26 protein-coding genes are annotated in these 23,925 nt (G+C 26.0%); all 26 read right to left on the bottom strand.

The annotated features are described in order from the left end of the window. Positions 1 to 14: 14 nt before the first annotated feature. The 26 genes from galU to ACZ5TJ_RS03185 all read right to left on the bottom strand — a co-directional run bounded on the left by galU (position 15) and on the right by ACZ5TJ_RS03185 (position 23,776). Complete coding sequence (galU, locus tag ACZ5TJ_RS03310; RefSeq protein WP_464201272.1) at positions 15 to 884, bottom strand: UTP--glucose-1-phosphate uridylyltransferase GalU; 870 nt, start codon at positions 882 to 884, stop codon at positions 15 to 17. A gap of 24 nt (positions 885 to 908) precedes the next feature. Then, positions 909 to 1,526: an arginase family protein gene (locus tag ACZ5TJ_RS03305; protein WP_464201270.1), complete on the bottom strand. Its 618-nt coding sequence runs from the start codon at positions 1,524 to 1,526 to the stop codon at positions 909 to 911. A gap of 514 nt (positions 1,527 to 2,040) precedes the next feature. Next, entirely contained in the window at positions 2,041 to 3,450 is a 1,410-nt protein-coding gene (locus ACZ5TJ_RS03300; RefSeq protein ID WP_464201268.1) for a lipopolysaccharide biosynthesis protein, read from the bottom strand. A gap of 125 nt (positions 3,451 to 3,575) precedes the next feature. After that, positions 3,576 to 4,655: a polysaccharide pyruvyl transferase family protein gene (locus ACZ5TJ_RS03295; protein ID WP_464201266.1), complete on the bottom strand. Its 1,080-nt coding sequence runs from the start codon at positions 4,653 to 4,655 to the stop codon at positions 3,576 to 3,578. A 56-nt stretch (positions 4,656 to 4,711) separates the two neighbouring features. Further along, positions 4,712 to 5,869 (bottom strand): EpsG family protein, encoded by a 1,158-nt coding sequence (locus tag ACZ5TJ_RS03290; RefSeq protein WP_464201264.1) that lies wholly within the window; start codon positions 5,867 to 5,869, stop codon positions 4,712 to 4,714. Positions 5,870 to 5,897: 28 nt separating this feature from the next. Then, a complete protein-coding gene (locus tag ACZ5TJ_RS03285; protein ID WP_464201262.1) occupies positions 5,898 to 6,905 on the bottom strand; it encodes a glycosyltransferase family 2 protein in 1,008 nt (335 codons plus the stop codon). A 33-nt stretch (positions 6,906 to 6,938) separates the two neighbouring features. Continuing rightward, complete coding sequence (locus ACZ5TJ_RS03280; protein WP_464201261.1) at positions 6,939 to 7,358, bottom strand: LbetaH domain-containing protein; 420 nt, start codon at positions 7,356 to 7,358, stop codon at positions 6,939 to 6,941. 34 nt (positions 7,359 to 7,392) lie between these two features. Then, positions 7,393 to 8,454 (bottom strand): glycosyltransferase family 4 protein, encoded by a 1,062-nt coding sequence (locus ACZ5TJ_RS03275; RefSeq protein WP_464201260.1) that lies wholly within the window; start codon positions 8,452 to 8,454, stop codon positions 7,393 to 7,395. 36 nt (positions 8,455 to 8,490) lie between these two features. Then, positions 8,491 to 9,390 carry an ATP-grasp fold amidoligase family protein gene (locus ACZ5TJ_RS03270; RefSeq protein ID WP_464201259.1) on the bottom strand — a complete coding sequence of 300 codons (900 nt, stop codon included), beginning with the start codon at positions 9,388 to 9,390 and terminating at the stop codon, positions 8,491 to 8,493. An 18-nt stretch (positions 9,391 to 9,408) separates the two neighbouring features. Next, positions 9,409 to 9,888, bottom strand: coding sequence for a PssE/Cps14G family polysaccharide biosynthesis glycosyltransferase (pssE, locus tag ACZ5TJ_RS03265; protein WP_464201257.1), 480 nt, complete (start codon positions 9,886 to 9,888; stop codon positions 9,409 to 9,411). Further along, positions 9,885 to 10,343 (bottom strand): PssD/Cps14F family polysaccharide biosynthesis glycosyltransferase, encoded by a 459-nt coding sequence (pssD, locus tag ACZ5TJ_RS03260; RefSeq protein ID WP_464201256.1) that lies wholly within the window; start codon positions 10,341 to 10,343, stop codon positions 9,885 to 9,887. Before pssD ends, pssE begins: the two co-directional genes overlap by 4 nt. Positions 10,344 to 10,381: 38 nt before the next feature. Next, positions 10,382 to 11,548, bottom strand: a complete 1,167-nt coding sequence (locus tag ACZ5TJ_RS03255) for a nucleotide sugar dehydrogenase (protein ID WP_464201255.1) — start codon at positions 11,546 to 11,548, stop codon at positions 10,382 to 10,384. A 15-nt stretch (positions 11,549 to 11,563) separates the two neighbouring features. Next, a complete protein-coding gene (locus tag ACZ5TJ_RS03250; RefSeq protein ID WP_464202265.1) occupies positions 11,564 to 12,214 on the bottom strand; it encodes a sugar transferase in 651 nt (216 codons plus the stop codon). Between the two features lie 36 nt (positions 12,215 to 12,250). Then, the gene (locus tag ACZ5TJ_RS03245) at positions 12,251 to 13,012 is read right to left on the bottom strand and encodes a tyrosine-protein phosphatase (protein WP_464201253.1); all 762 of its coding nucleotides are present in this window, start codon (positions 13,010 to 13,012) and stop codon (positions 12,251 to 12,253) included. A gap of 17 nt (positions 13,013 to 13,029) precedes the next feature. Continuing rightward, a complete protein-coding gene (locus ACZ5TJ_RS03240; protein ID WP_464201251.1) occupies positions 13,030 to 13,680 on the bottom strand; it encodes a CpsD/CapB family tyrosine-protein kinase in 651 nt (216 codons plus the stop codon). A 5-nt stretch (positions 13,681 to 13,685) separates the two neighbouring features. Then, positions 13,686 to 14,390 (bottom strand): YveK family protein, encoded by a 705-nt coding sequence (locus ACZ5TJ_RS03235; RefSeq protein WP_464201249.1) that lies wholly within the window; start codon positions 14,388 to 14,390, stop codon positions 13,686 to 13,688. Between the two features lie 296 nt (positions 14,391 to 14,686). Next, positions 14,687 to 15,337, bottom strand: a complete 651-nt coding sequence (locus tag ACZ5TJ_RS03230) for a CpsD/CapB family tyrosine-protein kinase (RefSeq protein ID WP_464201247.1) — start codon at positions 15,335 to 15,337, stop codon at positions 14,687 to 14,689. Positions 15,338 to 15,345: 8 nt separating this feature from the next. Beyond that, a complete protein-coding gene (locus tag ACZ5TJ_RS03225; protein WP_464201245.1) occupies positions 15,346 to 16,056 on the bottom strand; it encodes a YveK family protein in 711 nt (236 codons plus the stop codon). Positions 16,057 to 16,626: 570 nt separating this feature from the next. After that, positions 16,627 to 17,307 (bottom strand): class B sortase, encoded by a 681-nt coding sequence (srtB, locus tag ACZ5TJ_RS03220; protein WP_464201243.1) that lies wholly within the window; start codon positions 17,305 to 17,307, stop codon positions 16,627 to 16,629. 97 nt (positions 17,308 to 17,404) lie between these two features. Beyond that, complete coding sequence (locus ACZ5TJ_RS03215) at positions 17,405 to 19,015, bottom strand: vWA domain-containing protein (RefSeq protein WP_464201241.1); 1,611 nt, start codon at positions 19,013 to 19,015, stop codon at positions 17,405 to 17,407. Positions 19,016 to 19,027: 12 nt separating this feature from the next. Then, positions 19,028 to 19,642: a hypothetical protein gene (locus ACZ5TJ_RS03210; RefSeq protein ID WP_464201239.1), complete on the bottom strand. Its 615-nt coding sequence runs from the start codon at positions 19,640 to 19,642 to the stop codon at positions 19,028 to 19,030. Further along, the gene (locus tag ACZ5TJ_RS03205; protein ID WP_464201238.1) at positions 19,642 to 20,316 is read right to left on the bottom strand and encodes an LPXTG cell wall anchor domain-containing protein; all 675 of its coding nucleotides are present in this window, start codon (positions 20,314 to 20,316) and stop codon (positions 19,642 to 19,644) included. The genes ACZ5TJ_RS03210 and ACZ5TJ_RS03205 overlap by 1 nt, the downstream gene beginning before the upstream one ends. Positions 20,317 to 20,344: 28 nt before the next feature. After that, positions 20,345 to 20,953, bottom strand: a complete 609-nt coding sequence (locus ACZ5TJ_RS03200) for a BsaA family SipW-dependent biofilm matrix protein (RefSeq protein WP_464201236.1) — start codon at positions 20,951 to 20,953, stop codon at positions 20,345 to 20,347. 21 nt (positions 20,954 to 20,974) lie between these two features. Continuing rightward, a complete protein-coding gene (locus ACZ5TJ_RS03195) occupies positions 20,975 to 21,490 on the bottom strand; it encodes a signal peptidase I (protein WP_464201234.1) in 516 nt (171 codons plus the stop codon). Positions 21,491 to 21,707: 217 nt separating this feature from the next. Next, positions 21,708 to 23,045 carry a sensor histidine kinase gene (locus ACZ5TJ_RS03190; RefSeq protein WP_464201231.1) on the bottom strand — a complete coding sequence of 446 codons (1,338 nt, stop codon included), beginning with the start codon at positions 23,043 to 23,045 and terminating at the stop codon, positions 21,708 to 21,710. A gap of 17 nt (positions 23,046 to 23,062) precedes the next feature. Next, positions 23,063 to 23,776, bottom strand: coding sequence for a LytR/AlgR family response regulator transcription factor (locus tag ACZ5TJ_RS03185; protein WP_464201229.1), 714 nt, complete (start codon positions 23,774 to 23,776; stop codon positions 23,063 to 23,065). Positions 23,777 to 23,925: the final 149 nt, after the last annotated feature.

Genomic DNA, 23,925 nt, shown 5'->3' with positions numbered 1-23,925 from the left:
TAATATCCTGTTATTTATAATATACTCTTTAAATAATCAGTAAATCCTTCTCTTAAATCTTCTCTTCTTAATGCATATTCTACTGTTGCTTCTAAAAATCCAAGTTTATCTCCAACATCATATCTTCTTCCTTCAAAGTTATAAGCATACATAGCTTCTTCGTTTATAAGTTCAAGTAATGCATCTGTAAGTTGTATTTCGTTACCTTTACCTGGTTTTGTTCTTTCTAAAATTTCAAATATTTTAGGAGTAACTATGTATCTTCCAAGTATTGCAACATTAGATGGTGCCTCTTCTACCTTTGGCTTTTCTACTAATCCTTTAACTTTACATACTCTATCTTCTATTTCTATTACATCAACTATTCCATATTTGCATACATTTTCTTCTGGAACAGTTTGAACTCCAAGAATACTTGTCTTATACTCATCATAGCAATCAATAAGTTGCTTTAAACATGGCTTTTCATCATTATATACAATATCATCACCAAGTAATATAGCAAAAGGTTCATCCCCTACAAAAGTCTTTGCGCAATGTATAGCATGTCCAAGTCCTTTAGGTTCCTTTTGTCTTATGTAATGTATATCTACCATATCTGATATATCTCTTACTAATTCAAGTAATTCATTCTTCCCTGCCTTTGAAAGTTCTAATTCAAGTTCTACTGATTTATCGAAATGATCTTCTATGCATTTCTTACTTCTTCCTGTTATTATAAGTATTTCTTCTATTCCTGAATCTATAGCTTCTTCTATAATATATTGAATTGTTGGTTTATCAACTATAGGAAGCATTTCCTTTGGTTGAGCCTTTGTTGCAGGTAAAAACCTTGTACCAAGACCTGCTGCTGGTATTATCGCTTTTCGTATTTTTTTATTCATTATATATTTCCCCTATCATTTCAATTATTTACCAGTATATCTATAAATTAATTCTCCTATTAAATTTATTAAATCTAAACAATTATCTAATGTAATATTCTTATCATCAAGTTCCGGATTAAATTCAACAAAATCTAGCGCTTTTACCTTTTTACTTTCAAATATATACGTTAATATCTTTTTTGCATCGCTCAAAGTTATTCCACCTTTAACTGGAGTTCCTGTTCCAGGTACTATCTTGCTATCCATACAATCTATATCAAAACTTATATGTATATTATTAATTTTCTTTAAATCAATATCATTAATTATATTTAAAATTATATTATTAATTCCTATTTTCAGGATATCATTAGTAGACCATACTTTAATATTATTGTTTTTTAATAAAATACTTTCTTCTTTATCTAAATCTCTTGCACATAATATATAAACATTTTCTTTCTTTATTTTATTTTCATTAAAATAAATATTGTTTAAGCTGTCTAATCCTATTCCACATGATGCAGCTAATGGCATACCGTGTATATTTCCGCTTGGTGTTGTCTTTTTGTTATTAAAATCTCCATGTGCATCTATCCAAATTACAGTTAGGTCATCTTTGAACATTTTAGCACTTCCAGCTATAGTTCCTAATCCCAAGGAATGATCTCATCCTATTGTTAAAGGAAACCTTCCACTGCTTAATGATAAAAATACATTATCTGCTAAACAATTATTTGCCAAGCGTATTTCTCTTAAATATTTACATATATCATCTTCCATAAACTTATTCTCAGAATAATATTTATTTACATAAATATTTCCCATATCATATATTTTATTATATTTTTCTAAGATATTATTTAATCCATACTCTCCAAAAAATTTGGTGCTTTTTCAACACCTTTAATATCTGATCCATAAAATATTGGCATTCCTATTAAACTTATATCTATTTTTCCCCTCTTAACTTCTTAATTTTTAAATTGTATATCAAATTATTTTATAAAAATATTAATCATTTGTTATAAAATATTTTATATTGCTTAAACTATACTCTTTTCTCATTATTTTTTAACATTAAACAATAAATTTATATAATTTACAAATACTTTTCCCCTTTAATTTAGATTAATTTAAATAACGAATTCATTATTCTTATATCTAAAACTTATTAATTTTTTCTTAAAAATTTCAATAAATAATTAAATAAATAACATATATATCTTATGTTAACAACTATAAAAATTACTGTTCCTGATATAGCAAATATTATATCAATATACATATTGGAAAAGCATGATATTATACAAAAAATTAAAATTGGAATAAAATATTTTAAAAAATCAACTGTATCAATGTCTATTCCAAGTTCTTTTCTATTATGCTTTTCTCTAATTAACCATATAACAAAAAAACCTACAAATGTTGAAACTGCTGCTGCTTGTAATCCAATAAATTTAATTAAACCTAAACTAACTATGGCATTAACTACTGCTCCATATATACTTGTTAATGAAGCTTGTTTCGTATTTCCACTTCTTAAGTATCCTACACCATAAAACGCTGAAAATGCCAGAAATATTGTTCCTAAATATAAAAATGGAATATAGTTAGCTGCAGACTTATAGCTATTCTCTACAATTAATTTTATTGCAATTTTAGTAATCGGAATTAATGGCAATAAAATCATAAACGAAAACCTATATAACTGTTTAAAAATCCCACCATAATATGTTCCCTGATCTATATCATCCACTATAGATATATCTTGCCAAGACGTATTAAATAGATTTAATATTATTTCTAAAATAGTTGGAAATTTATATGATATAGCAAATATACCATTAGCTACTTTTCCAAGAAAAAAAGTAATAATATATCTATCAGAAGAATTAATTACCCACCAGCTTAATTGATTAGCAATTAATGGTGCTGAAAATCTTAACATTTTTTTGATCAAATTTAAGTCTATTGTATCTATTAAAGATGTTCTCAACCTACCTTCTAATAACAAAATAATCAATAATGATAAAATATTAGCTATTATTGCACTAGTAAAAAGGCTTTTAACACCTAAATTAAATATACATATTTGTATAAAATTTAGCATTAGAAATATAAAAGTATAAAATATTCCTGAAAAAGCAAATAACTTTTGATTTTTTAAACCTCTTAAAAGTTTTTGTGCGATAGTTAATGCATTTGAAGATGCTAAAACTAAAATAAGTTCCATACAATATGGGATAGGAAAAATTTGATTAATACAAATAATAACTAAAGATGAAATAATGGTATTAAATATTAAAACCTGAAAGGTTGATTTAATACAAATATCTTTAACTCCTTTTTCACGCATCATCCAACTATATGCTGCATCACTAATTTGTAAAGTTACAATTGGAATTAATAAATTAACTGTTGTAATTAATAAATCATATGTTCCCATATCTTCAGTAGTTATATAATATGTGTATAATGGAACAATTAAAAAAGATAATATTTTTGTTCCAAAATTTCCAATTGAGTAAATTATCATTCCTTTAAATAAATCTGTATTTTTTTTCTTAATTCTCTCTTCCATATATTCCTTCCTAATACAGCTAAATTCATAAAATTAATGTCTAATTAAAACATTTTTTATTGATTTAGTATGTATAATATACATAAAAAATTTATTTACTATATTTTAATTGTAAGTTTATACTTCTAATTCAAAAATTTATCAAGTGCCTTGAATTGTTTAACTGATTGCATTTTTACTTTATTTATATCAGCAACCTTTGCAAATTTAATATTATCTAAATCATATGTATCTAAATCTTCGAGTCTTACACAACAATCTTCACACTTTAAATCTCTTAAAACATTTAGACTTTTTTCATTATATATGATTGGCAAAGTCGGAACACCATAAACTAACCCTAAAATCATGCTATGAAAACGTGTAGCTATGATACAAGATGCACTACTCATAGTTTGTACTATATCCTTCCAATTTTGACCATAATATGAACAAACCTCAATCTTATCTTTATAATTCTCATCGCATTTTTCTATAATTTCTTTAATTGCATTTTCATCTCCCTCCATTTTACAAAATGATATTAACATTACTGTATACCCCATTTCAGAATACTTCTCTATACATTGTATAATGAAATTTATATAAACTTGTTTATATTTTAAAAGAGTTGAATTTCTTGCAAAATCTATAACAGAAATAACACATAATTTAGAATTATTTTTACTTGGAGGAATAAGTTCTTCAATACCAAAAATGATATCTGTAGCTACTCTAGTGTTATCTAAATTTTTAAATAAATTATATGAACTCTCATCTCTAAAACATATATCTTTAGCTTTAACTAAATAATGTTTAACTTCTGTTAAGTATGTTTGTGTCTTATATGGCCCAAAATTAACTCCCAATATATACAGTGGTTTTTTCTTTCCCGGCATTTCATTCAAACGCTCTATATCCGATCCATCGCTTGATTTTTCTTGAAATAAAGATCCTCCTATTAGTACAACTAAATCCGAGTACTTTTCAAATAAATTATAAATATCTAATAATGGATTTATCTTACCTAATAATTTATTAACTACACGAACTACTTTATTTAAACTTATTATTTTGACATTTATTTCATCATTATATGCATCTTTATATTTATTTATAACTGGTAAATAAAATTTAGTTTTAGGATATCTTTGTACAATCATATGATAAAATAAATCATCACCTAAGTTTTTATAAAAAAATCCTCTTAAAATAACTTTCTTCATATTTCATCCCGCTTTCCGAAATTTTCAAATTAATTTCATATTTTTAATATTCAAAACTAAGCAATAATATATGGTATAGTCTGATGAACCCCTTTTAAAACAAAATAATATACCCAATACGAAATTAAATACATAATTAACAAAATATCACAACTAATCCTTGTAATCCTTTTTTTCCAAATTAAGCAGATAGAAGGATATGATAAACAATTAAACATAGAAAAATAAGTAGCAATTCTCCATGAATATTGAGAAATACTTCCTAACTGTGAAACTAATAAATCTATTATCATCATTACTAAGAAAATTGGAGCCATATTATATTTTTCATTATATTTATTCCAATTTAAAAGTATTAATATTATAAAAGGCGCTCTTAATATAATTTGTATAGGTAATAAGTATACGTCACCTTGAATATAAGCAGCATATTTACCTAATTCTATATTATTTAAAAATATAGCTATGCTCTGTATACTTAGTAATGCTAAACAAACCACGATAGTTATAATAAAAACTTTATTTAAATTTTCTAAAGAAATATATTTTCTTGAAGATATAAAAATTTTAATTCTTTTTTTATTTTTTCCTGAATAAATAAATGAATATATAAAATAAAATAAAATCCCCAATATAGCTGTAGTATGAAATGTCATTGCCACTAATACTATAAAAATGAACTTCTTTAATTTTTTTTCTATTACATATTTAAATCCATAAAATAGTAAACTCATAGCAATCCATTGTCTCATCATGTTTAAAGTAACATTGTAATTCATTAAATAAAAAACAAGCATACATAACCACATTGGAAAATCCTTTTTAAAATAAGATAATCCCTTATAGAAAGGAAAAATGATTAGAATCTCAATACAAGTTAACAAAACAGTCATATTTCCAAATACTTTTGCAATAATATATACAAGTAAAGAAAATCCTATTTCTATATCATGCACATACATATATGTCCAAGAAGCAATCCATCTCATACCCTGATATTGAGAAAAATCACTCGATGATAATGCTGCTTCAAACATAGGTTTAACGTATACTTGTACATCTGTTCCTATTGTATCAGCTCGAAAACCAGCAAGTATACAAGGAATAATAAGCCCCATTATGATAAAAATATTATATATTGCCCCTTTTTTACTAAGATCTGCAATTTTCAAAAATAAACATGAAACTGCAAAACAAATTAAATATATCCACATTATCTTTTAATCCTCTTCTTTCAAACATTTATGTATGTAATCCTCTTATAGATGAATATATATTTCTTAGGTGTGCAATTATGGGTATTAATATCCACATTTGTTTGTACAATATATAATATCTTAATTTAGTGAGCAAATCACATTCTAATAAAATAGTTAACTTAATATTTTTAATTGCTTTTGTTATTTTTTCTTTTGATAAATCTAATAATGCTCCTTCATTCTGTAAATCTAATGCTAAATTAAATAAACTCTTAATTTCAGTTAAAACTAATGCTCTTTTTGCATTTTGCTTTGACATAAAATCAATTTGAAGATTATCTACAATCTTTGTTTTTTTAACTCTATGAGATTCATAATTATCAATTAATTTTGCTGAATTTGAAATCATCCTTCTTCTACTTGATTCTTCAGTTCTCCAATATTGATAAATCACTTCATTTATATAATAAATTGAAGGAGATAATAATAAAATATTTAAAATAAAATCTGCATCTTCTCCTGTTATAAGATTTTTATCAAAATATATTTTATTTCCAACTACCAAATCCCTTTTTATCAATTTTGCGCATGGGCTATTTAGTCTTCCACTATACATCATAGACAAAATTGCATCTATACTGTCGATATTCCCCGGATTACATTCAAATGAATTCCACACTAATGATTTTGATTTATTAACTAATGCTAAATCAAAAATAACCATATCAGTCGAATTATCTAATAAAGATTTGTTAAAAATATTAGGTACAATAACATCATCCGAATCAATAAAAAATAAATAGTTTCCTACTGCTTTACTAATCCCATAATTTCTTGCTATACTAACTCCTTCATTACTTTTTTTAAAATAATGAAACATTTTATGATTCTTGATAAATTGTTTGCAAAATTCTTCAACAAACGCTTTTGAACCATCATCAACTAATAATACTTCATATTTAATACCTCTTATTTTTAATATCGAATCAAAACATCTTAATAATAAATTTTTTTCTGTATTATAAATTGGTATAATAAAACTTACATCCATAATCTTTCCCTATTCCCATCATTTTAAATATCACTACTTTAGCCTTTTAGCAGGTATTCCTCCCCAGACTTCATTATCTCCTGTAGACTCTAACAGTACAGAATTTGCAGCTATAATCGTATTTTTACCAACAATCAATTTATCTTTTGCTAAAATTTTTGAACCTGCACACAGACCAGCTCCTTCATCTATTATAATTTTTATTTCATTTTTATCTTTAATTTTTGCTCTTCCAACAGTAACATTTTGATAAATAGATACATTATTTTTAATTATTGTATTAGGATGTATAACCGTTCCCAAAGCATTATGACAAAACTCTATATTATTTTCTACATAAACATCAACCGGAATGTCTGCTCCTAAAAAATAAATAATTTTCGTTATAACCTTTTTTAATATTCTACTATTAAATTTTTTTCTTAACCTTATTAATTTTGTTACTTCATTCATAATTAACTCCTAAACCTTTAATAAAGAGTTATATCTATAGATTGCTAAATACATTATAAATTTCTGCATGCATTTTTTTTCTACTAAAATTGAATTCAATTTTAGTTAAATTATTTACTGAACACATCGCTACAAATTTTTTTTCTTCTATAACTCTCTTCATAGCTTTACAAAGTGCATCGATATCGCCAGGATTAATAATTAATCCATTTACATTATTTTCAACTAACTCGGGTATTCCACCTACATTAGTACTTATAATAACTTTTCCTGCTGCCATTCCTTCTAATATCGTCATAGGAAGACCTTCATTATAAGAAGGTAATAAGACAGTACATACTTTCTGTAATAATTTAACCTTATTTTCAAAATCAATCCATCCCATAATTTTAATATTATTATTAAGCTTTTTTTTATTTATTAAATTCTTAACTTGACTAATTTCACCATCTCCAGCCATATAAACTAATATATCTGGATATATTTTAGTTAATTTTTCTATTGCTGACACTATATCATATGTACCTTTTCGTTTTCCTAAACGACCTAAAAATAAAAATTTATGTCTTACATTTTCTATAATACACTTTCCATTTTCATATTGTTCTGTATCTATCCCATTATTAATTACTATAATATTCTTATGATTAAATAAGTGTTCGAATTCAGTCTTCCATTTATCGGATAATGCTATTACAGTGTGACTATTTAACCATATTTCTTGTACTTTTTTCTTCTTCTTTTCTGATAAATTATTATAAAATATAAGATATTCGGCTCCATGAACATGTAAAATAATTTTTTTGTTTCTTTTATTAAGAAATCTAATATAGTATCCCTTTCGAAACGTACTGCCATATGATGCCATATGAATATAAAATAAATCGTACTTATTATAAATAAATATAAAACGAATATATGCTACAATTGAAAAAATAAGTCTATATAATATGTTTCCATCTGAATAAGATTCATGCATTTTTATATTGTAATTAGAATTTAGTTTATTATCTGTCATTATTCCCTCTATTACTGTAGCCATTCCACCTTTAGAACGCCTTGTACTAGGCCCAATAATTAATATTTTTTTGTTCATTTACTTCTCATTCTCCACATTTTTTATTTTTATTAGTTATTTTATTATAATATTTTCTTTTTTTAATACCGATTCTAATTTAATATTATGAGCTAATTTCAAATCAAAACTTAATGGCCTTATAGGTTCTCCTCCAGCACCATCAGTAAATGTTAATTCTCCAAAATATATTTTTCCTTTAACAATATAAAAATCCACTCTTACAAATGTAAATGGAGCAGCTAATTTTCTTGAAATTTCTAACATCTCATCTAAATTTTTTAACTTATCTAATGGTTTTTTACCTTTTATTTTACTATTAGGTCCTCCATTCAATACATCTGGTAGCCATTTTCCATTTTTATCATACATATCAGTTGTCTTATCTGTGAATCTCTCCGAAAATACAGAATAGTAATACGGTTCACCATTTATACAATAAACCTTATAATCTCTTAAATCCCCACTTTCATCTTCAAGATATTCTTCAACAATTATTCTATTTTTTACATTCTTATATTGATATTCTTTTTTTATTTTATAAAATTTCCCCTTTAACCATCTTCTCATTTCTTTTTTTGCTTTTTCAATATCTAATTTATTTTTATCTTTACAAATAAGTACTGCCTGACTTCCATTTGTACATTTTAAAACAAATTGATTAGGTAATTTATTAAAATCTATTTCTTCAACATCATTATAAACACCAAATGTATTAACTAAATATCTTTCCCCAATAGTATTTTCTACAAACTTCCTAACTTCATATTTATCAACATATTGTCCAAGTTCTTCTAAATCCCCATACATTTTTAACCATTGAATTTTTTCTCCCAAATACTTAGGACTTCTCAAATTCATTATCTTCCTATATCCTCTAAAAAAAATGATTCCATTAGCCAATTTATCAGGCAAAATACTTAATGTTTTTCTATAACATACTTTTATTAAACTCATTTTTAAGCTCCTTTTTTTCTAAAGACTTCTCAAGAATAGTTCTATACTTTCTATAATTGTTTTTGTATTTGAAACATATGTATCTCGTTTTCTATCCTCAATTTCATTATATATATCTTTTAAATCTTTTATATCATTACACGTACTAATAAAACACATTTCTTCAAATTGCTTTACTATTTGTAACTGATGATTATCAACATGTTCACCATACTTAGCTAATCTAGGAACAGCAATTACTTTTTTTTCTTTTTTAACAGCTCCAATTATCGCCCCAGTGCCTCCATGAGTAATAACTTTATCACATTTACTCATTATATCTGTAAATTCATCTCTATCTAAAAAATTCTTATATTCATAATTTTTAGGTTTATAATCACTATATCCTATCTGAGCAAATACTTCTTCCTTTATCATTTCCTCCTCAATCAATCTATCTACTTCTTTCAATAATCTATTAAATTGAAACTTTTGAGATCCTAAGGTTACAAAAATCAATATATCCCCCCCTTATATATAGCATTTGGATAAAACTCTTTCATTTTCTCCCATTGAACATAAAACTGATCCGCAAACTTATATACTAATTTACCTGTTAATGTAGGCGAAGTTATCTTTGCAAAAGATTCAATAAATATAATTTTTTTCCTAAAAAGTTTTGATAACAAACACATAGGTATAGTTGCTAATGCTCCAGTAGAAATAATAACATCTGGTTTTTCTTTTATAAAAATATTAAAGCTCTTACTCATATTAATTATCATGTTGAATATAAAAGTTTTCTCATGTCTATTTACTTGTTTTAAATAATAAATCTTTCTATTATCTTTTATAACTGAATATCCTGTCTTTTCTGTTACAATAAAACTTTCATACTTATCCATAAGTGGCTTAAGCATCATTAATTGTTCAAAATGCCCCCCTGTTGAAGCTATAAAACAAATTTTTTTCATTTCAATTCCTCATTTATTTATATATTATTTATATATTATTAATCTCTATTAAATAAATCTCTAGTATAAACCTTATCTTCTACATCAAATAATTCTTCTGCTAATCTATTTGATACAATAATATCAGAAACTTTCTTAAACTCACTTAAATCCCTAATAACTTTAGAATTGAAGAAACTTTCTTCCTTAAGAACAGGTTCATAAACCACAACTTCAATTCCTTTAGCTTTAATTCTCTTCATTATTCCCTGAATAGAAGAAGCTCTAAAGTTATCTGAATTAGTTTTCATAGTTAATCTATAAATACCAACAGTTTTTGGATTTCTTTTAATAATTTGCTCAGCAATAAAATCCTTTCTAGTTCTATTAGCTTCAACTATTGCTCCAATAATTTCATTAGGTACATCAGCATAATTAGCTCTTAATTGCTTAGTATCCTTAGGTAAACAATATCCACCATATCCAAATGAAGGATTATTATAATGGCTTCCTATTCTTGGATCTAGTCCTACTCCTTCAATAATTTGTTTAGTATTAAGTCCTCTTACCTCTGCATAAGTATCTAATTCATTAAAATAGGCAACTCTTAAAGCCAAATAAGTATTAGAAAAAAGCTTAACTGCTTCTGCTTCTGTACTATCAGTAAATAATATAGGAATATCTTCTTTAATAGCTCCTTCCTTTAATAATTCAGAAAACTTTTTAGCTCTTTCAGATTGTTCTCCTACTATTATTCTTGAAGGATAAAGATTGTCATATAAAGCCTTTCCTTCTCTTAAAAACTCTGGAGAAAAAATTATATTATCAGTTTCAAACATTTTTTTAACTTTCTTTGTATATCCAACTGGAACCGTAGATTTAATTACCATTATTGCTTCTGGATTAATAGAAAGTACATTTGCAATTACAGCTTCAACACTTCTTGTATTAAAGTAATTCATTTCTGGATCATAGTTCGTAGGTGTTGAAATAATTACAAAATCAGCATCTTTATACGCTTTATAAGCATCAGTAGTTGCAACTAAATTTAGTTCTTTATTAGTTAAATATTCTTCTATTTCTTTATCTACTATCGGAGATATTCGATTATTAATCATATCTACCTTTTCCTGAATTATATCTACTGCTATAACTTCATTATGTTGAGCTAATAATACTGCATTAGATAATCCAACATAACCTGTTCCTGCTACCGCTATTTTCATATCTTCTACATCCCCTTATCTAGCATTTTCATCTCCAAACAGTACGAAAACTGTCTTAAAAATTAATTTTATATCAATTAAAGTATTTCTTTCCCTTACATACTTTATATCAAGCCTCATCCAATCTTCAAAATCAATATTATTACGTCCATATACCTGCCAGTAACATGTAAGTCCTGGCTTAACTTCAAGTCTTTCCATCATCCAACCCTCAAATTGTTCAACTTCTTTAGGTAATGATGGCCTTGGCCCAACCAAACTCATATCTCCTCTAAGAATATTTATGAGTTGTGGTAATTCATCAATACTTGTCTTTCTTATAAATTTTCCTACCTTTGTAACTCTAGGATCTTCTTTCATTTTAAACATTGGTCCTGACATTTCATTCTGTTCTTTAAGCTTTTCTTTAAGCTCTTCTGCATTTACAACCATAGATCTGAACTTATACATCTTAAATACTTTTCCATCTTTTCCTATTCGATCTTGAGAAAATATTACTGGACCTTTTGATTCAAACTTTATAAGTAGAGATACAATAAGAATGATTGGAGATAAAACTATTAATCCAATAACTGATCCAAGTAAATCAATTAATCTTTTTAAGAAAATATAAATAATTGATTCGTTATTATACTCTCTATCTAAAGTAGCATTATTATTTTTTATCCTTTCCAAAACCTATCCCCCTTAATTAAAAATAACTTATCTAAATATAGAAAATAATTTCTTTTTCTTAACTTCCTTACCTATAAACTCTACATAATCATTATTTAATAATTTTATAGAGCTTTCTCTTATGTTTTCTTCTAAAACTTTATCCATTTTTGAAATAGCATAAAGTGCATCAGAAATTCCTGTTTTTCTACTTGTATCATTATGTGCATCAGAACCTATAAAATTATATATTCTATTTTTAACAAGCTTCTCTGCACACTTTTTAACTTCACTTCCAAACTCACCAAGTATACTTCCTGCATTCATTTGAAATAGGCATCCTTCATTTATAAAGTCATTTATTTTAGTAATATCATTCATAAAATCTTTATATCTTTCAGGATGTGCAATAATTGGAGTTATATTTCGAAGCTTTAATTCATACATATAATCTATAGCTTCCTCTGGAATTCTTCTCATAGGAAACTCTACAAGCATATATTGCCCACCATTAATAGTTCCAATTTCTCCATTTTCTAAATCTTCGATTATGCTTTCAGAATAATATACTTCTTGGCCATAGTGTATGTTACAATCTATCCCTTCTGACTTAACTAACTTATTAATATTTGTAGCAATCTCTTTTACTTCTTTGTAAGGTACATAAAAGTAACCTTTTCTATAGTGTGGAGTTGCTACTATATCTGTAGTACCATCTAAACTAGCTCTTTTTATCATATCTAAAGTCATACTTATTTTCTTAGAGCCATCATCTATTCCAGGTAAAATGTGTGAATGGATATCAATCATAAATTCATTCCCCCATATTAATTACCGTAATAATAATAGTATCCATGCTTCTTCTCATCTGCTCTAGTTAAAACAGTTCCTAATATATTTGCTTTAACTTTAGTTAATACTTCTTTAGCTGCAAGTACTGTATCTTTTTTTGTAAAGTTTGATCTAACAACTAGTACAGTACCATCTACTTTTTTAGAAAGTATTTGGGCATCTGTTACTGCAAGAAGTGGAGGACTATCTATAACTATTACGTCATAAATTTTAGCTAATTCATTTAATAATGCATCTAGTGCCTTTGATCCTAACATTTCTGATGGATTAGGTGGAACCTTTCCAGCTGGAAGTGCATAAAGGTTTTTATCTACATTATGTATTGCTTTATTAATATTTTTATAATCAAGCATTACGTCTGAAAGCCCAACTGTATTTGAAATATTAAACTTTTTATGCACTGTTGGTTTTCTTAAATCGCAATCTATTATAATTGTTTTCTTTCCATCTTGTGCAAATGTTAATGCTAAGTTACCAGCTGTTGTTGATTTACCTTCTCCAGGCTCTGAGCTTGTAACTAATATTTTTTTTATTTCATTATCAAATGAAGAATACTGAATATTTGTTCTTAATATTCTATAATGTTCTGCTGCTATTGATTTTGGATCTTTAGAAACTATAAACATATCTCTTATCTTCTCCCCCTTCTGTCACTTCTACTATCTGCATCATGATCTGGTATTGTTGCAAGTACTGGAATCTCTAAGAATTTTTCTAGTTCATCTTTAGACTTAAATGTATTATCCATAAATTCTAAAAGAAGTGATATTCCAACACTTATCATAAGACCAAGGACGAAAGCTATAAGTATATTTAATTTCTTATTAGGACTAACCGCCTTTTCTGGAACCTTTACTTTTTGGATAACTTGAGTATTTCCATTTGGTATAAGCTTCTTAGATTCTTTCATAAAATTGCTAGTCAATGCATTTAAGAACTTAGCAGCATCTTCTTTATTTTTATCTGTATATGATACTTCTAATATTTGAGTATCAGCTCTTGGCGTAACTTTTAAATTCTTTTGAGCTGCATCTACCTCTTCATCAATATGTGATTTTTTTAATGATTGTTCTATTATGTCATCTGTTTTTAAAACTTCTGCATATGTAGTTAGTAACTTTTGGTACATCTGTACGTCATTACTATCATAATCTGTTTTCTTACTTTCTTGTTTACCTATAAAAAGCTTAGTACTTGCTTCATACTTAGGCTTTATTACAAAAAAACTTAATATTATAGAGATTAGTGTAAACCCTAAAGTTATAGCTATTATAAGCTTGTACCTTTTCTTTAAACTTTCAAATATCTCTTTAATATTTATATTTTCTTCATTCATCTAATCTTTATCCCCCTGCCTCTTTTCGATTCAAACCAACTAATATATATTAGTTGTAATTTAAGTAAAGTTTATCTACCTAACAATTATACAGACTTCTTCCATTCTTTTCTTTATTTTTTAACATAATTTGCATTATATTAATTATTAGTTCATATTTTGGTAACATATAGTATATCATGTGATATTTTTACTTAAATTTCTATTAATTTCGACAAGCCTTAAAATGTAAACAGAGATTATAATGAATTTATTTAATCTTCTAATTTATATAAATATCAATATACTTATTGCTACTATTGTCCATAATAGTAATAATAATTATCTTTATTTTTATCTCCACCATTTAAAACAGTTCCTAAAATATTTGCATTAACTTTATCAAGAACTCCTTTAGCTGCAATTACTGCATCCTTTTTAGTTTTCTCTGCTCTAACAACAAGTACTACTCCATCTGATTTAGTTGAAAGAATTTGTGCATCAGTTACCGCAAGTACTGGTGGACTATCTAATACAATTACATCATAAATACTTGATAATTCATCTAATAAGCTAGTCATAGCCTTTGATCCTAACATTTCTGATGGATTTGGTGGTATTTTACCTGCTGTAAGTATATCTAAATATTCTGTTCTTTTTTGTATACACTTACTTAACTTATCTTTATCAATAATTACATCTGAAAGACCTCTATTATTAGAAATTCTAAATTTCTTATGTAAACTTGGCTTTCTTAAATCGCAATCAATTAATATAACTTTCTTTTCATCTTGTGCAAAAGCAAGTGCTAAATTACCTGATGTTGTTGATTTACCTTCACCTGGCTCTGAACTTGTAACTAATATTCTTTTTATTTTTTTATCAAAAGATGAATACATTATATTTGTTCTTAATATTCTATAACTTTCAGCTTCAACTGATTTTGGTTGTTTTTCTAATATAAACATATATTAACTTACCTCCTTCTTCCAGATCTTCTATCTTCTAAATCTAGACTATCAAACTCTGGTATAGTTGATAATACTGGTAAATCTAATGCTTGCTCTAAATCTGTTTTACTTTTAAATGTATTGTCCATGAATTCTAAAAGAAGTGATAATCCAACACTCACCATTAATCCAAGTACGAATGCTATAAGTATATTAAGTTTCTTATTTGGGCTTACTGGTTTTTCTGGCATTCTAACTTTCTCAATTATTTGAACATTCCCATTTGGAATAAGTTTCTTTGAGTCTCTTATAAAATTGCTAGTTATACCATTAATAAGATTAAATGCTAACTCTTTATCTTTATCAGTATATGAAATCTCTAATATTTGAGTATCTGCCCTAGGTGTAACCTTTAAAGCACCTTTAACCTTATCTATTTCTTTATCTATTTTCTTTTCTTTTAATGCTTTTTCAATCAAGTCATCAGTTTTTATAACTTCTGCATATGTAGTTAAGAGTTTCTGATACATCTGAACTTCACTACTGTTATATTCTGTTTTCTTTGATTCATTTTTACCTATAAAAAGTTTTACGTTAGTTTCGTATTTAGGCTTTATAACAAAAAAAGTTATAATTCCAGATACTAATGTAAAACCTAAAGTAATGGCTATTATAAGCTTATACCTTTGTTTTAAAGCACTAAATATTTCACTAATATTTATATTTTCTTCACTCATCTTTTTCCCCCTAGTCCCTTTCTGTTTACATACCTTTTGTTAATATTATTTAAATATAATTAACAATTTGTTCATAAGCATTAATAATTATATCATATATTTTTATATTTCAATCCTTTTTATAAAAAAATATGATTTTTTTATATATAACAACATTTTTTTTAAATTTTGTTATATTACCGTGTTAAAATTTATTATTATGTATACCCAAATTGTTTAATATATTTTTTAATAAACTATTAATAATTTATATCTATAATATTAACATATGTTAATATTTTCTTTAAACAAAAAAATTTCTACATTTTTAAATCCAAAATATCCCTAATACAATTAGTCTTCTAATCTTATTTAATTACAAATTAAAATTATTCCATCATCATCCATAAAATCGTTTTCAAAACGCTTTATTTGTTTTTATAATTGAAATGTTTTACTCATACTTCACAGTACGTAATATCATTTGTCGAAAACTTTTTAAACTTTTTTACTTAATATATAATATTCCAAATAAAAATCTATAAAAAAGAGCGTACTGTTAATTAACGCTCTTATATTATAATGTTATCTTCATCTTTTTAATTCTCCATGAATAATCATTCTAGCATCATCTTTCTCATAACTACATGTACTTAAGGTTATTATTCTATCATCACTTTTAATGTCCATATCTCTATTAAAAATAGACTTTTTCTTAATATTATCTATATACTTTAAATACTCATCATCATTTTTAAAATTAGTTTTTAAATCTACATCTCCAGCATTGCTTATATAAGATGAAAAAATCTCATATTCATATCTTTTCCCATCAATAGTTAAGATAATTTCATTGTTTTCTTTCCAGAACGACTCGTCTTTAAATTTCATAAGATTTTGAAACATACTTTTATTTTTCATATTATGCCCATAGATTATTATATTTTTATCTTTATTTATATTATTTTTATAATCCATGAAAATAGCTCCAGAGCTACTTTCTTTTTTATTAAAATCATGATTTAGGTAGAAATCATTATCCTTTCCTTGTACTACAGGATAATCTATATTTGTATTAGGCACTTCTATCCACATCTTATAATCTTTATTTATTTTCATTAGTTCTTTACTAAAATCATTACTATCGCTTTTTACTTCTTGAATTTTTTCATATGTATTTTTACTTTCTTTATAATCTATCACTTTTGTTATGACTTTATATAGTGAAAGTATTATTGCCACTATAAGAACTATATTTATAATTTTTTTCATATAATATCCTCCTTTAAAGTAATGATTCATAAAAAATAAGCCCTGAATTTTCAGAGCTTATTTACAAAAGAGTCCTACTCTTACAATTAGCTTTAATTTATTTTTTAAGTTCTAATACATTTTCCTTTTCAGCTTTGTCGTAGAAGTATTTATCATTTACGTATTTATTTACTACTTTAATTGTAATATTGTTATCTGTATTATTTATTGTAAATTTACTATTATTTTTATCTAGTTTAGTATCATTTACATATATATCTTCAAGTTCATAATTCATTGGCACTATTTCTCTTATATCATATTCTCCAATATTTAAGAAATCTTTGGATTTTAGGTTTTCTGGCGATACATTTGCATTACTATGCTTTAATGTGAAGTTTAAAGTTTTTGTTTCTCCACCTTTTAACTTAACACTATACTCACCTATACCTTCTTTTCCAGTTAGTGAAATATTAAAGTTATCATCTTTAGGCGCTGTTAAACCCGTATTATTCTTAACTTCTTTTATAATTGTAATCTTACCCTTCTTGTAAGGCACATTTACTGTTGGTTTCTCAAAAGTTATTATCTGGATATCTCCTGACGGATCTTCATATTTCATAGTTGCTTCTACATTTGTTGGTATCTTCTCATCGCCCATTCCATAATACTCATCTTTAAGCCTAATCTTAAATCTAATTATTCTACCTTCAGTACCAACCTTTCCAAGATCCCAAGAAAGCTTATTTCCATTTACTATAGGCTTTATATCTAGTAGCTCTTCTTTTCCACCTTCTAATGGCTTATATACTTTAGCATCAGCTCCATTATTTACGATTTCAAATTCTTTTGTAACTTCATCTGTTATAATTGCATTATTTGCCATTGATGAATCTGTTTTTATATTGTCTGCAATTTGATCATATATTTTACTTAGATCTATTTCCTTATTATTAATTAAATATCTTCCTGCATTTTGTGTAGCTTGTAAAAAGTCTTCAGCTTTTTTCTTATCTCTATCGGATACATTTCTCATTAATCCAATTGAATAAGCTTTTACTGAATGATTTTTAACTGTATTATTATAAGCTTCTGTAGCACATTTAACAGCATCTCCCTTACCTTCTACAGTTCTATTTGGTAATCCATCAGTAAAGAATAAAACATATTTATTTGCATTTGTTCTTGCCTCCGATAGCTGTTCTCCTGCTTTTAACCATGCTGCTTCAGCATTTGTTCCTCCCCCAACTCCTGTAAACCATATTTTTCTATTTATAGTTGATTCATCTTTTGAAAAAACCTGAAGAAGGCTAGCATCACTTGCAAATTTAATTACTGATATTTGTGAGTCCTTTACTCCTGTTTCTGTATTAAGTATTTTCTTTGTGAAGCTTGTCATAGCTTTTTTAAGTTCAATCATATCGTCTTCCATACTACCTGATGTATCCATTATCATTACTATATCTACAGGAACAGTTTTAGTTGTTGGAGTCCCTGAAACCTTTAATTCTATTTCATACTCTCCTTCAACTCCTGTTGGTTTTGCTGTCTTACTATTTTTTATACCATTAGTTTCTTGCTCTCTATTACTTTGAGCTTTACTACTATTATTAACTTGACTATATGGCTCTGCCATTGCATTTATTAAAAAGCAATTACATAATATAAATGCTAGAGCTATAGCCATCTTTTTGAAGAAGTTAAATTTTCTTTTTTTCTGTTTTCTCATATAGCTACCTCCCTATCCTTTATTACATAATTTATCTAGCATAGTCTTTATATCATCATTTAAGTTTTTCCAGGTCGCATTATATCCATCAACTGTCGCTTGAACTGCTTCAGTCTTTACATCAACAATTACTTCTTTATTTTTGTATCTATCCTTTAGCTCATCAGGAATATTAAGCTCTACAGAATCCAATATCGCTTCAGTAACTTCCTTCTCAGCTAATATTTTATTGTAATAGAAGTATCCATCTTTTCCATCAACCCAAAGTTTTCCCGCATGTTTTGAGAAATTCAGTTTAATGAAATTTGTATCTCCTGCCCATAGATTTACTTTTTCATCTACCCAACGCTTCTGTATGCTAATTCTTATTAGTGCAGGTCCAGTACTATTATTTTGAACTTTAACTAGCTTTTCATGTGTGCTTCCATTCCAATCAGTAGGTTGTTTAAAATCTTCATCAATCTCCACGTCAATATTAGCTACATCAAAGTTATTTGTTGCACTATCACTATCTGTAAACCATCTAGCTATTTCCTTACCTTGAGCATATACTTTTGTAATTAATTCTCCTGGGAATAGCATTGTGATTCCAATTGCTGCACATATAATTAACTTAGTTTTCTTCATTATGCCTTTCTCCCCTTTCTATTAATTACTTTAAATACGATAAAACATGAAGCAATAACTATTAAATATCCTAATATCCCATTATCTCCTGTTTTTGGTGGTTTACTTGATGAATCTATATTAGATGAATTATTATTAGAAGTGTTTCCTCCTGTATTTTCATCTTTACCTGGAGTTCTTACAGCTGTGAATATCCATTTAACCTCTCCAGATTTATTTTTGTATTCATTTCCTGTGCCCTTTCCATCAAGTTCTACTTCTGCTACTAGTTCTTTACTTTCCCCCGGATTTATTTTCCCAAGTGATACATTAGTTGCTATACTTTGTTGTCCTGTAGCATCCCCTTCATGCAAAGTACTATTATCATATTCTATCTTCATCTTTAACTTTTCTAGTAAATCATATTCTTCTTTCTCACTTATTCTTTCAGCCCTTATGAATATTTCATAAGAGTCTGTAAATTTATTACTCAATACCAACCTTCTTTTTATTTTATCCCCTGGAACCATACCCTTAAATTCTAAGAAAGGTTCATCGCCAGGAATATATACTATACCATTAGCATTCCCTTCTAATTCAACATTAGGGGGTGCAAGCTCTGTTGCATCCCCTACAGTTCCAATCATTAAAAGAAGTGATAAAGATAATACTAATATCTTGAAAATATTTTTCATCATCTCACTCCTTTATTTTTATAATTTATTACTTTTGTTGTGAAGTTCCACCTAAATTCTTTATAGCATCTGGTGCAGTTGTCCACTGATTACTTACTGCCCCATTTGCAGCTTGTATACCTTCTGCATGAACTATTACATCATATTTTGCATCTTTGTAATCATTGTTAACTTGAGAACTTAAAGTAACACTATCTAAAAGATATTCTGTAGCTCCACCAGCTGGAACAACTCCATTGTAATAGAAGTATCCATCAGTGCCTTTAATCCATTTATTTGCTTCATTTGATGTAGTTGTATTTTGATATTTTAATTCTATGAAATCAAGGCTTAAATCCTTATCGTTTGTCTTTGTCCATTTCTTTTCAAATTTAACTCTTATAATTTGATCATAAGTAGCTGTATTTTTAACTTTAGCATCTTTATTTACTTCAGTTCCTGGTAAGACCTTACCTGCTAACTCACTATCAAATATTTCCTCTATTTTTATTCCATTAGATTCATCTGTTCCATTGCCTTGTGTTGCAAAACTATTTGTTACTGCATCTGTATCAGTAAACCACGCAAATGATCCTCCAACTACACCAACCATTAATCCTACTGCTAAACATAACCCTATAATTTTTTTCTTTCCCATAAAACCCTCCATGAAATTAAATTAATCTTTATTTTTAATTGCTTTAGCTCCCTTATAAAATGTGCCAAAACATAAATAAGCTATTATTAAAATTACTATGATTACTCTATATTTATTTATAAAGCTCATACCCTTTCCCATATAAGGAATATTAAATATTACTTTTCCAACCAAAAGTCCTTCATCAACAAGCATAGGATCTAAAACATCATTTGCATCACCTTTTGTTTGAAATTTAATATTATTATCCTTTTCTATTACTTCAACAACTCTATGTGTTGTTAGGTCGCTTGTACTACTTCCTTTAAAAGTTATAATATCTCCTTCCTTTATCTCATTACTATCTATTTCCTTCACAATAATAAGGCTTCCAGGATTTATTGTTGGACTCATACTTCCTGTCAAAATATCATAAAATTTATATCCGAATAACCCAAAATTACTTAAAATTGATATAACCATAAAAATAAATACTATTGACATAACAATATAGGAAATAATATTCTTAACTAATTTCCCTTTACTATTCTCACTCATTTAATCACCATTACTTCTAAAATTTAATCCTATATATTTTTATCATTTGTTAAAATTTGGAACAACAGATTTGTATTTAACAGCATATAATTTGTTCTAAACAACAAAAAGCACTAATAAAAATCTAAAATTTTTACTAATGCTTTTATCTATATAAAACTTTATTATATTAATATTATTAAAAAAGCAGCTAACATAGAAATTTCTATGTTAGCTGCTAGGTTTCCTTACATTTTACTATTATACATGTAATAAAAACTTCCTCTTTATCTTTTAAAATAACTTGTCCATTGTATTTATCAACACTCTTCTGAACACTATATAATCCTATTCCATGATTCTTTTTATCTTTCTTTAGAGTGATAAATTTACCATTCCTCTTTATAGATACTCCATCTTTTGAGTTTACAATTTTTATAGTTAAGTATCCTTTTACTATATTTGATTTAATATCTATAAATTTTTCTTTATTTTGATCTGCTATTCTATTACATGCTTCTATAGCATTATCTAATATGTTTCCATATATACTACATAAATCTAAATCATCTATATTAATAAATTCTGGAACTTTAATATCAAATTTTATATTTATGCCTTTTTCTTTACATATAGATCTTTTACTTAAACATATAGCATCAACTATTTTATTCTTGCAAATTAAAACCTCTTTTTCTAAATTAATGATATTTTTATTATATTTATTCATATAATTTTTAAGCTCATCATATTCACCATTTTGAAGAAGAACTGAAATTATATTATTATGATTATTTATATCATGCTTTATTCTGAATATTTCACTATAATATTTTTCAAGTTCTATATAATGATTATATTGATTCTTTATTTGCTTGTTTAATATATCAGTCTTTTCTTTAAATTCTTTTGCCCTCCCCTTAATAATTGAATTTCTTATTGAAAACCATCTAGTTAATAAGTTCATAATAGAGCAAAATCCAACAAAATATGAAAATCCATTGATATTATCTAATACATAAAGATAGTAAACAAACCCCATATTAATCATATAGAAAAATATCATTATAGACTTTATTCCAAGTCCTTTTTCATTTTCCAAGCTCTTTTCTATATATTTACTATTATTAATTATTAAATTAGCAGTAATCCTAATATTTATTACTACTAGAATAATGTATAAAAATATTATTGCTGTTTTTTCTGTTGTCTGTATATTAGTACTAAATTCAGATATACTCTTATTTGTTATTATTTCATAATAAGAAAATACTATATTTTGAAAATCTACTATGCTAGTTGATATTATTGCAACTAAAAATAATACAACTCCTTTATTCTTTTTAGTAAATATCACAATTATATTTATTGAAATAGTGAACCATATTATATTCTCTATTATATAATTATCTAAATAAAAACATATTAAAGATAATATCATCATTGATGTCATAAAAAAATATATAATATTTTTATTAAAAAAATTTAAATTATCATCTAACCTTTTTATAATAAAAATATTATATACAGCTATAAAAATACTTGCTATTAAAAATAAGATATTTTCTTCTGTCATTTTAAAACTACCTTTTCTTATACAGTTTGAAGATAATCAAAGAATGCTTCTTTTAAATTTTCCTTATATTTTCTTCCAACCGGAACTACTTCCCCATTTAAAAGCTTCACCTCGTTACTTCTAAATTCTTTTATCTTAGAAATATTTATAACATAACTTCTATGACATCTTTTAAATCCCCTATCATCTAAATCTTTTTCAACATTTTCTAACTTTTCATAATAATCAATTACATTCTCTTTTTTGTGCACATTTATTTTTCTATGATCAACCTCAAAATAATATATATTATTTAATTTTAGTAATACTGTATTTCCACTTTTATTTATTTCATAAAACTTCTTATTATTTTCTTGTATATCTATTGCTCTAAGTAACTCTTTTTCAATTCTTTCAATTGATGCTGGTTTTATTATATAGTTTACTGCTGATATATCATATCCATCCAATATAAACTCTTTACTGCTACTTAAAATTATAAATTTTACTGAATTATATAAATCTAAAATGCATTTTGCAATATCTATCCCATTTGAATCACCAAGAAAAATATCTAAAAATATTACATCAAATTTTGGTATATCTCTTTTATATATATTTAAAAGTTCTCTCCCTGATCTGAATTCTTCTATATTAAGTCTTATATTATTTCTTAAAGATATCTTGTCTAAGACTTGTCTTAAATTCTTACGATCATAACCTTGATCATCACAAATAGCAATATTAATCATGTTAAACCTCCTACTTTAATATAAATCCTTTTAAAATTTTGTATATTATCATCTTTATCTGTACTAAACGACTTATGTTGTGTATTAAACAGCATAATTTCTATATCTATATTTTTCTATGTCTATTTAAAACAATCTAAGTCATTTAT

It is taken from the genome of Clostridium budayi (genome assembly GCF_055396605.1).
Note: the sequence above shows the minus strand (reverse complement) of the source record. Positions and strands in the feature narration are given on the sequence as shown.

Coding starts and splice junctions, on each gene's coding strand:
- ACZ5TJ_RS03275 (WP_464201260.1), bottom strand. CDS start 8,454: ATGAACAAAAAAATATTAATTATTGGGCCTAGTACAAGGCGTTCTAAA.
- galU (WP_464201272.1), bottom strand. CDS start 884: ATGAATAAAAAAATACGAAAAGCGATAATACCAGCAGCAGGTCTTGGT.
- srtB (WP_464201243.1), bottom strand. CDS start 17,307: ATGAAAAAAATTATAAATATAGTTCTTATAGTGGCAATAATACTTTCA.
- ACZ5TJ_RS03290 (WP_464201264.1), bottom strand. CDS start 5,869: ATGTGGATATATTTAATTTGTTTTGCAGTTTCATGTTTATTTTTGAAA.
- ACZ5TJ_RS03200 (WP_464201236.1), bottom strand. CDS start 20,953: ATGGGAAAGAAAAAAATTATAGGGTTATGTTTAGCAGTAGGATTAATG.
- pssD (WP_464201256.1), bottom strand. CDS start 10,343: ATGAAAAAAATTTGTTTTATAGCTTCAACAGGGGGGCATTTTGAACAA.
- ACZ5TJ_RS03230 (WP_464201247.1), bottom strand. CDS start 15,337: ATGTTTATATTAGAAAAACAACCAAAATCAGTTGAAGCTGAAAGTTAT.
- ACZ5TJ_RS03205 (WP_464201238.1), bottom strand. CDS start 20,316: ATGAAAAATATTTTCAAGATATTAGTATTATCTTTATCACTTCTTTTA.
- ACZ5TJ_RS03185 (WP_464201229.1), bottom strand. CDS start 23,776: ATGATTAATATTGCTATTTGTGATGATCAAGGTTATGATCGTAAGAAT.
- ACZ5TJ_RS03190 (WP_464201231.1), bottom strand. CDS start 23,045: ATGACAGAAGAAAATATCTTATTTTTAATAGCAAGTATTTTTATAGCT.
- ACZ5TJ_RS03295 (WP_464201266.1), bottom strand. CDS start 4,655: ATGAAGAAAGTTATTTTAAGAGGATTTTTTTATAAAAACTTAGGTGAT.
- ACZ5TJ_RS03255 (WP_464201255.1), bottom strand. CDS start 11,548: ATGAAAATAGCGGTAGCAGGAACAGGTTATGTTGGATTATCTAATGCA.
- ACZ5TJ_RS03270 (WP_464201259.1), bottom strand. CDS start 9,390: ATGAGTTTAATAAAAGTATGTTATAGAAAAACATTAAGTATTTTGCCT.
- ACZ5TJ_RS03215 (WP_464201241.1), bottom strand. CDS start 19,015: ATGAGAAAACAGAAAAAAAGAAAATTTAACTTCTTCAAAAAGATGGCT.
- ACZ5TJ_RS03300 (WP_464201268.1), bottom strand. CDS start 3,450: ATGGAAGAGAGAATTAAGAAAAAAAATACAGATTTATTTAAAGGAATG.
- ACZ5TJ_RS03210 (WP_464201239.1), bottom strand. CDS start 19,642: ATGAAGAAAACTAAGTTAATTATATGTGCAGCAATTGGAATCACAATG.
- ACZ5TJ_RS03245 (WP_464201253.1), bottom strand. CDS start 13,012: ATGATTGATATCCATTCACACATTTTACCTGGAATAGATGATGGCTCT.
- ACZ5TJ_RS03280 (WP_464201261.1), bottom strand. CDS start 7,358: ATGAATGAAGTAACAAAATTAATAAGGTTAAGAAAAAAATTTAATAGT.
- ACZ5TJ_RS03240 (WP_464201251.1), bottom strand. CDS start 13,680: ATGTTTATAGTTTCTAAAGATCCAAAATCAATAGCAGCAGAACATTAT.
- ACZ5TJ_RS03195 (WP_464201234.1), bottom strand. CDS start 21,490: ATGAGTGAGAATAGTAAAGGGAAATTAGTTAAGAATATTATTTCCTAT.
- ACZ5TJ_RS03225 (WP_464201245.1), bottom strand. CDS start 16,056: ATGAGTGAAGAAAATATAAATATTAGTGAAATATTTAGTGCTTTAAAA.
- ACZ5TJ_RS03235 (WP_464201249.1), bottom strand. CDS start 14,390: ATGAATGAAGAAAATATAAATATTAAAGAGATATTTGAAAGTTTAAAG.
- ACZ5TJ_RS03285 (WP_464201262.1), bottom strand. CDS start 6,905: ATGGATGTAAGTTTTATTATACCAATTTATAATACAGAAAAAAATTTA.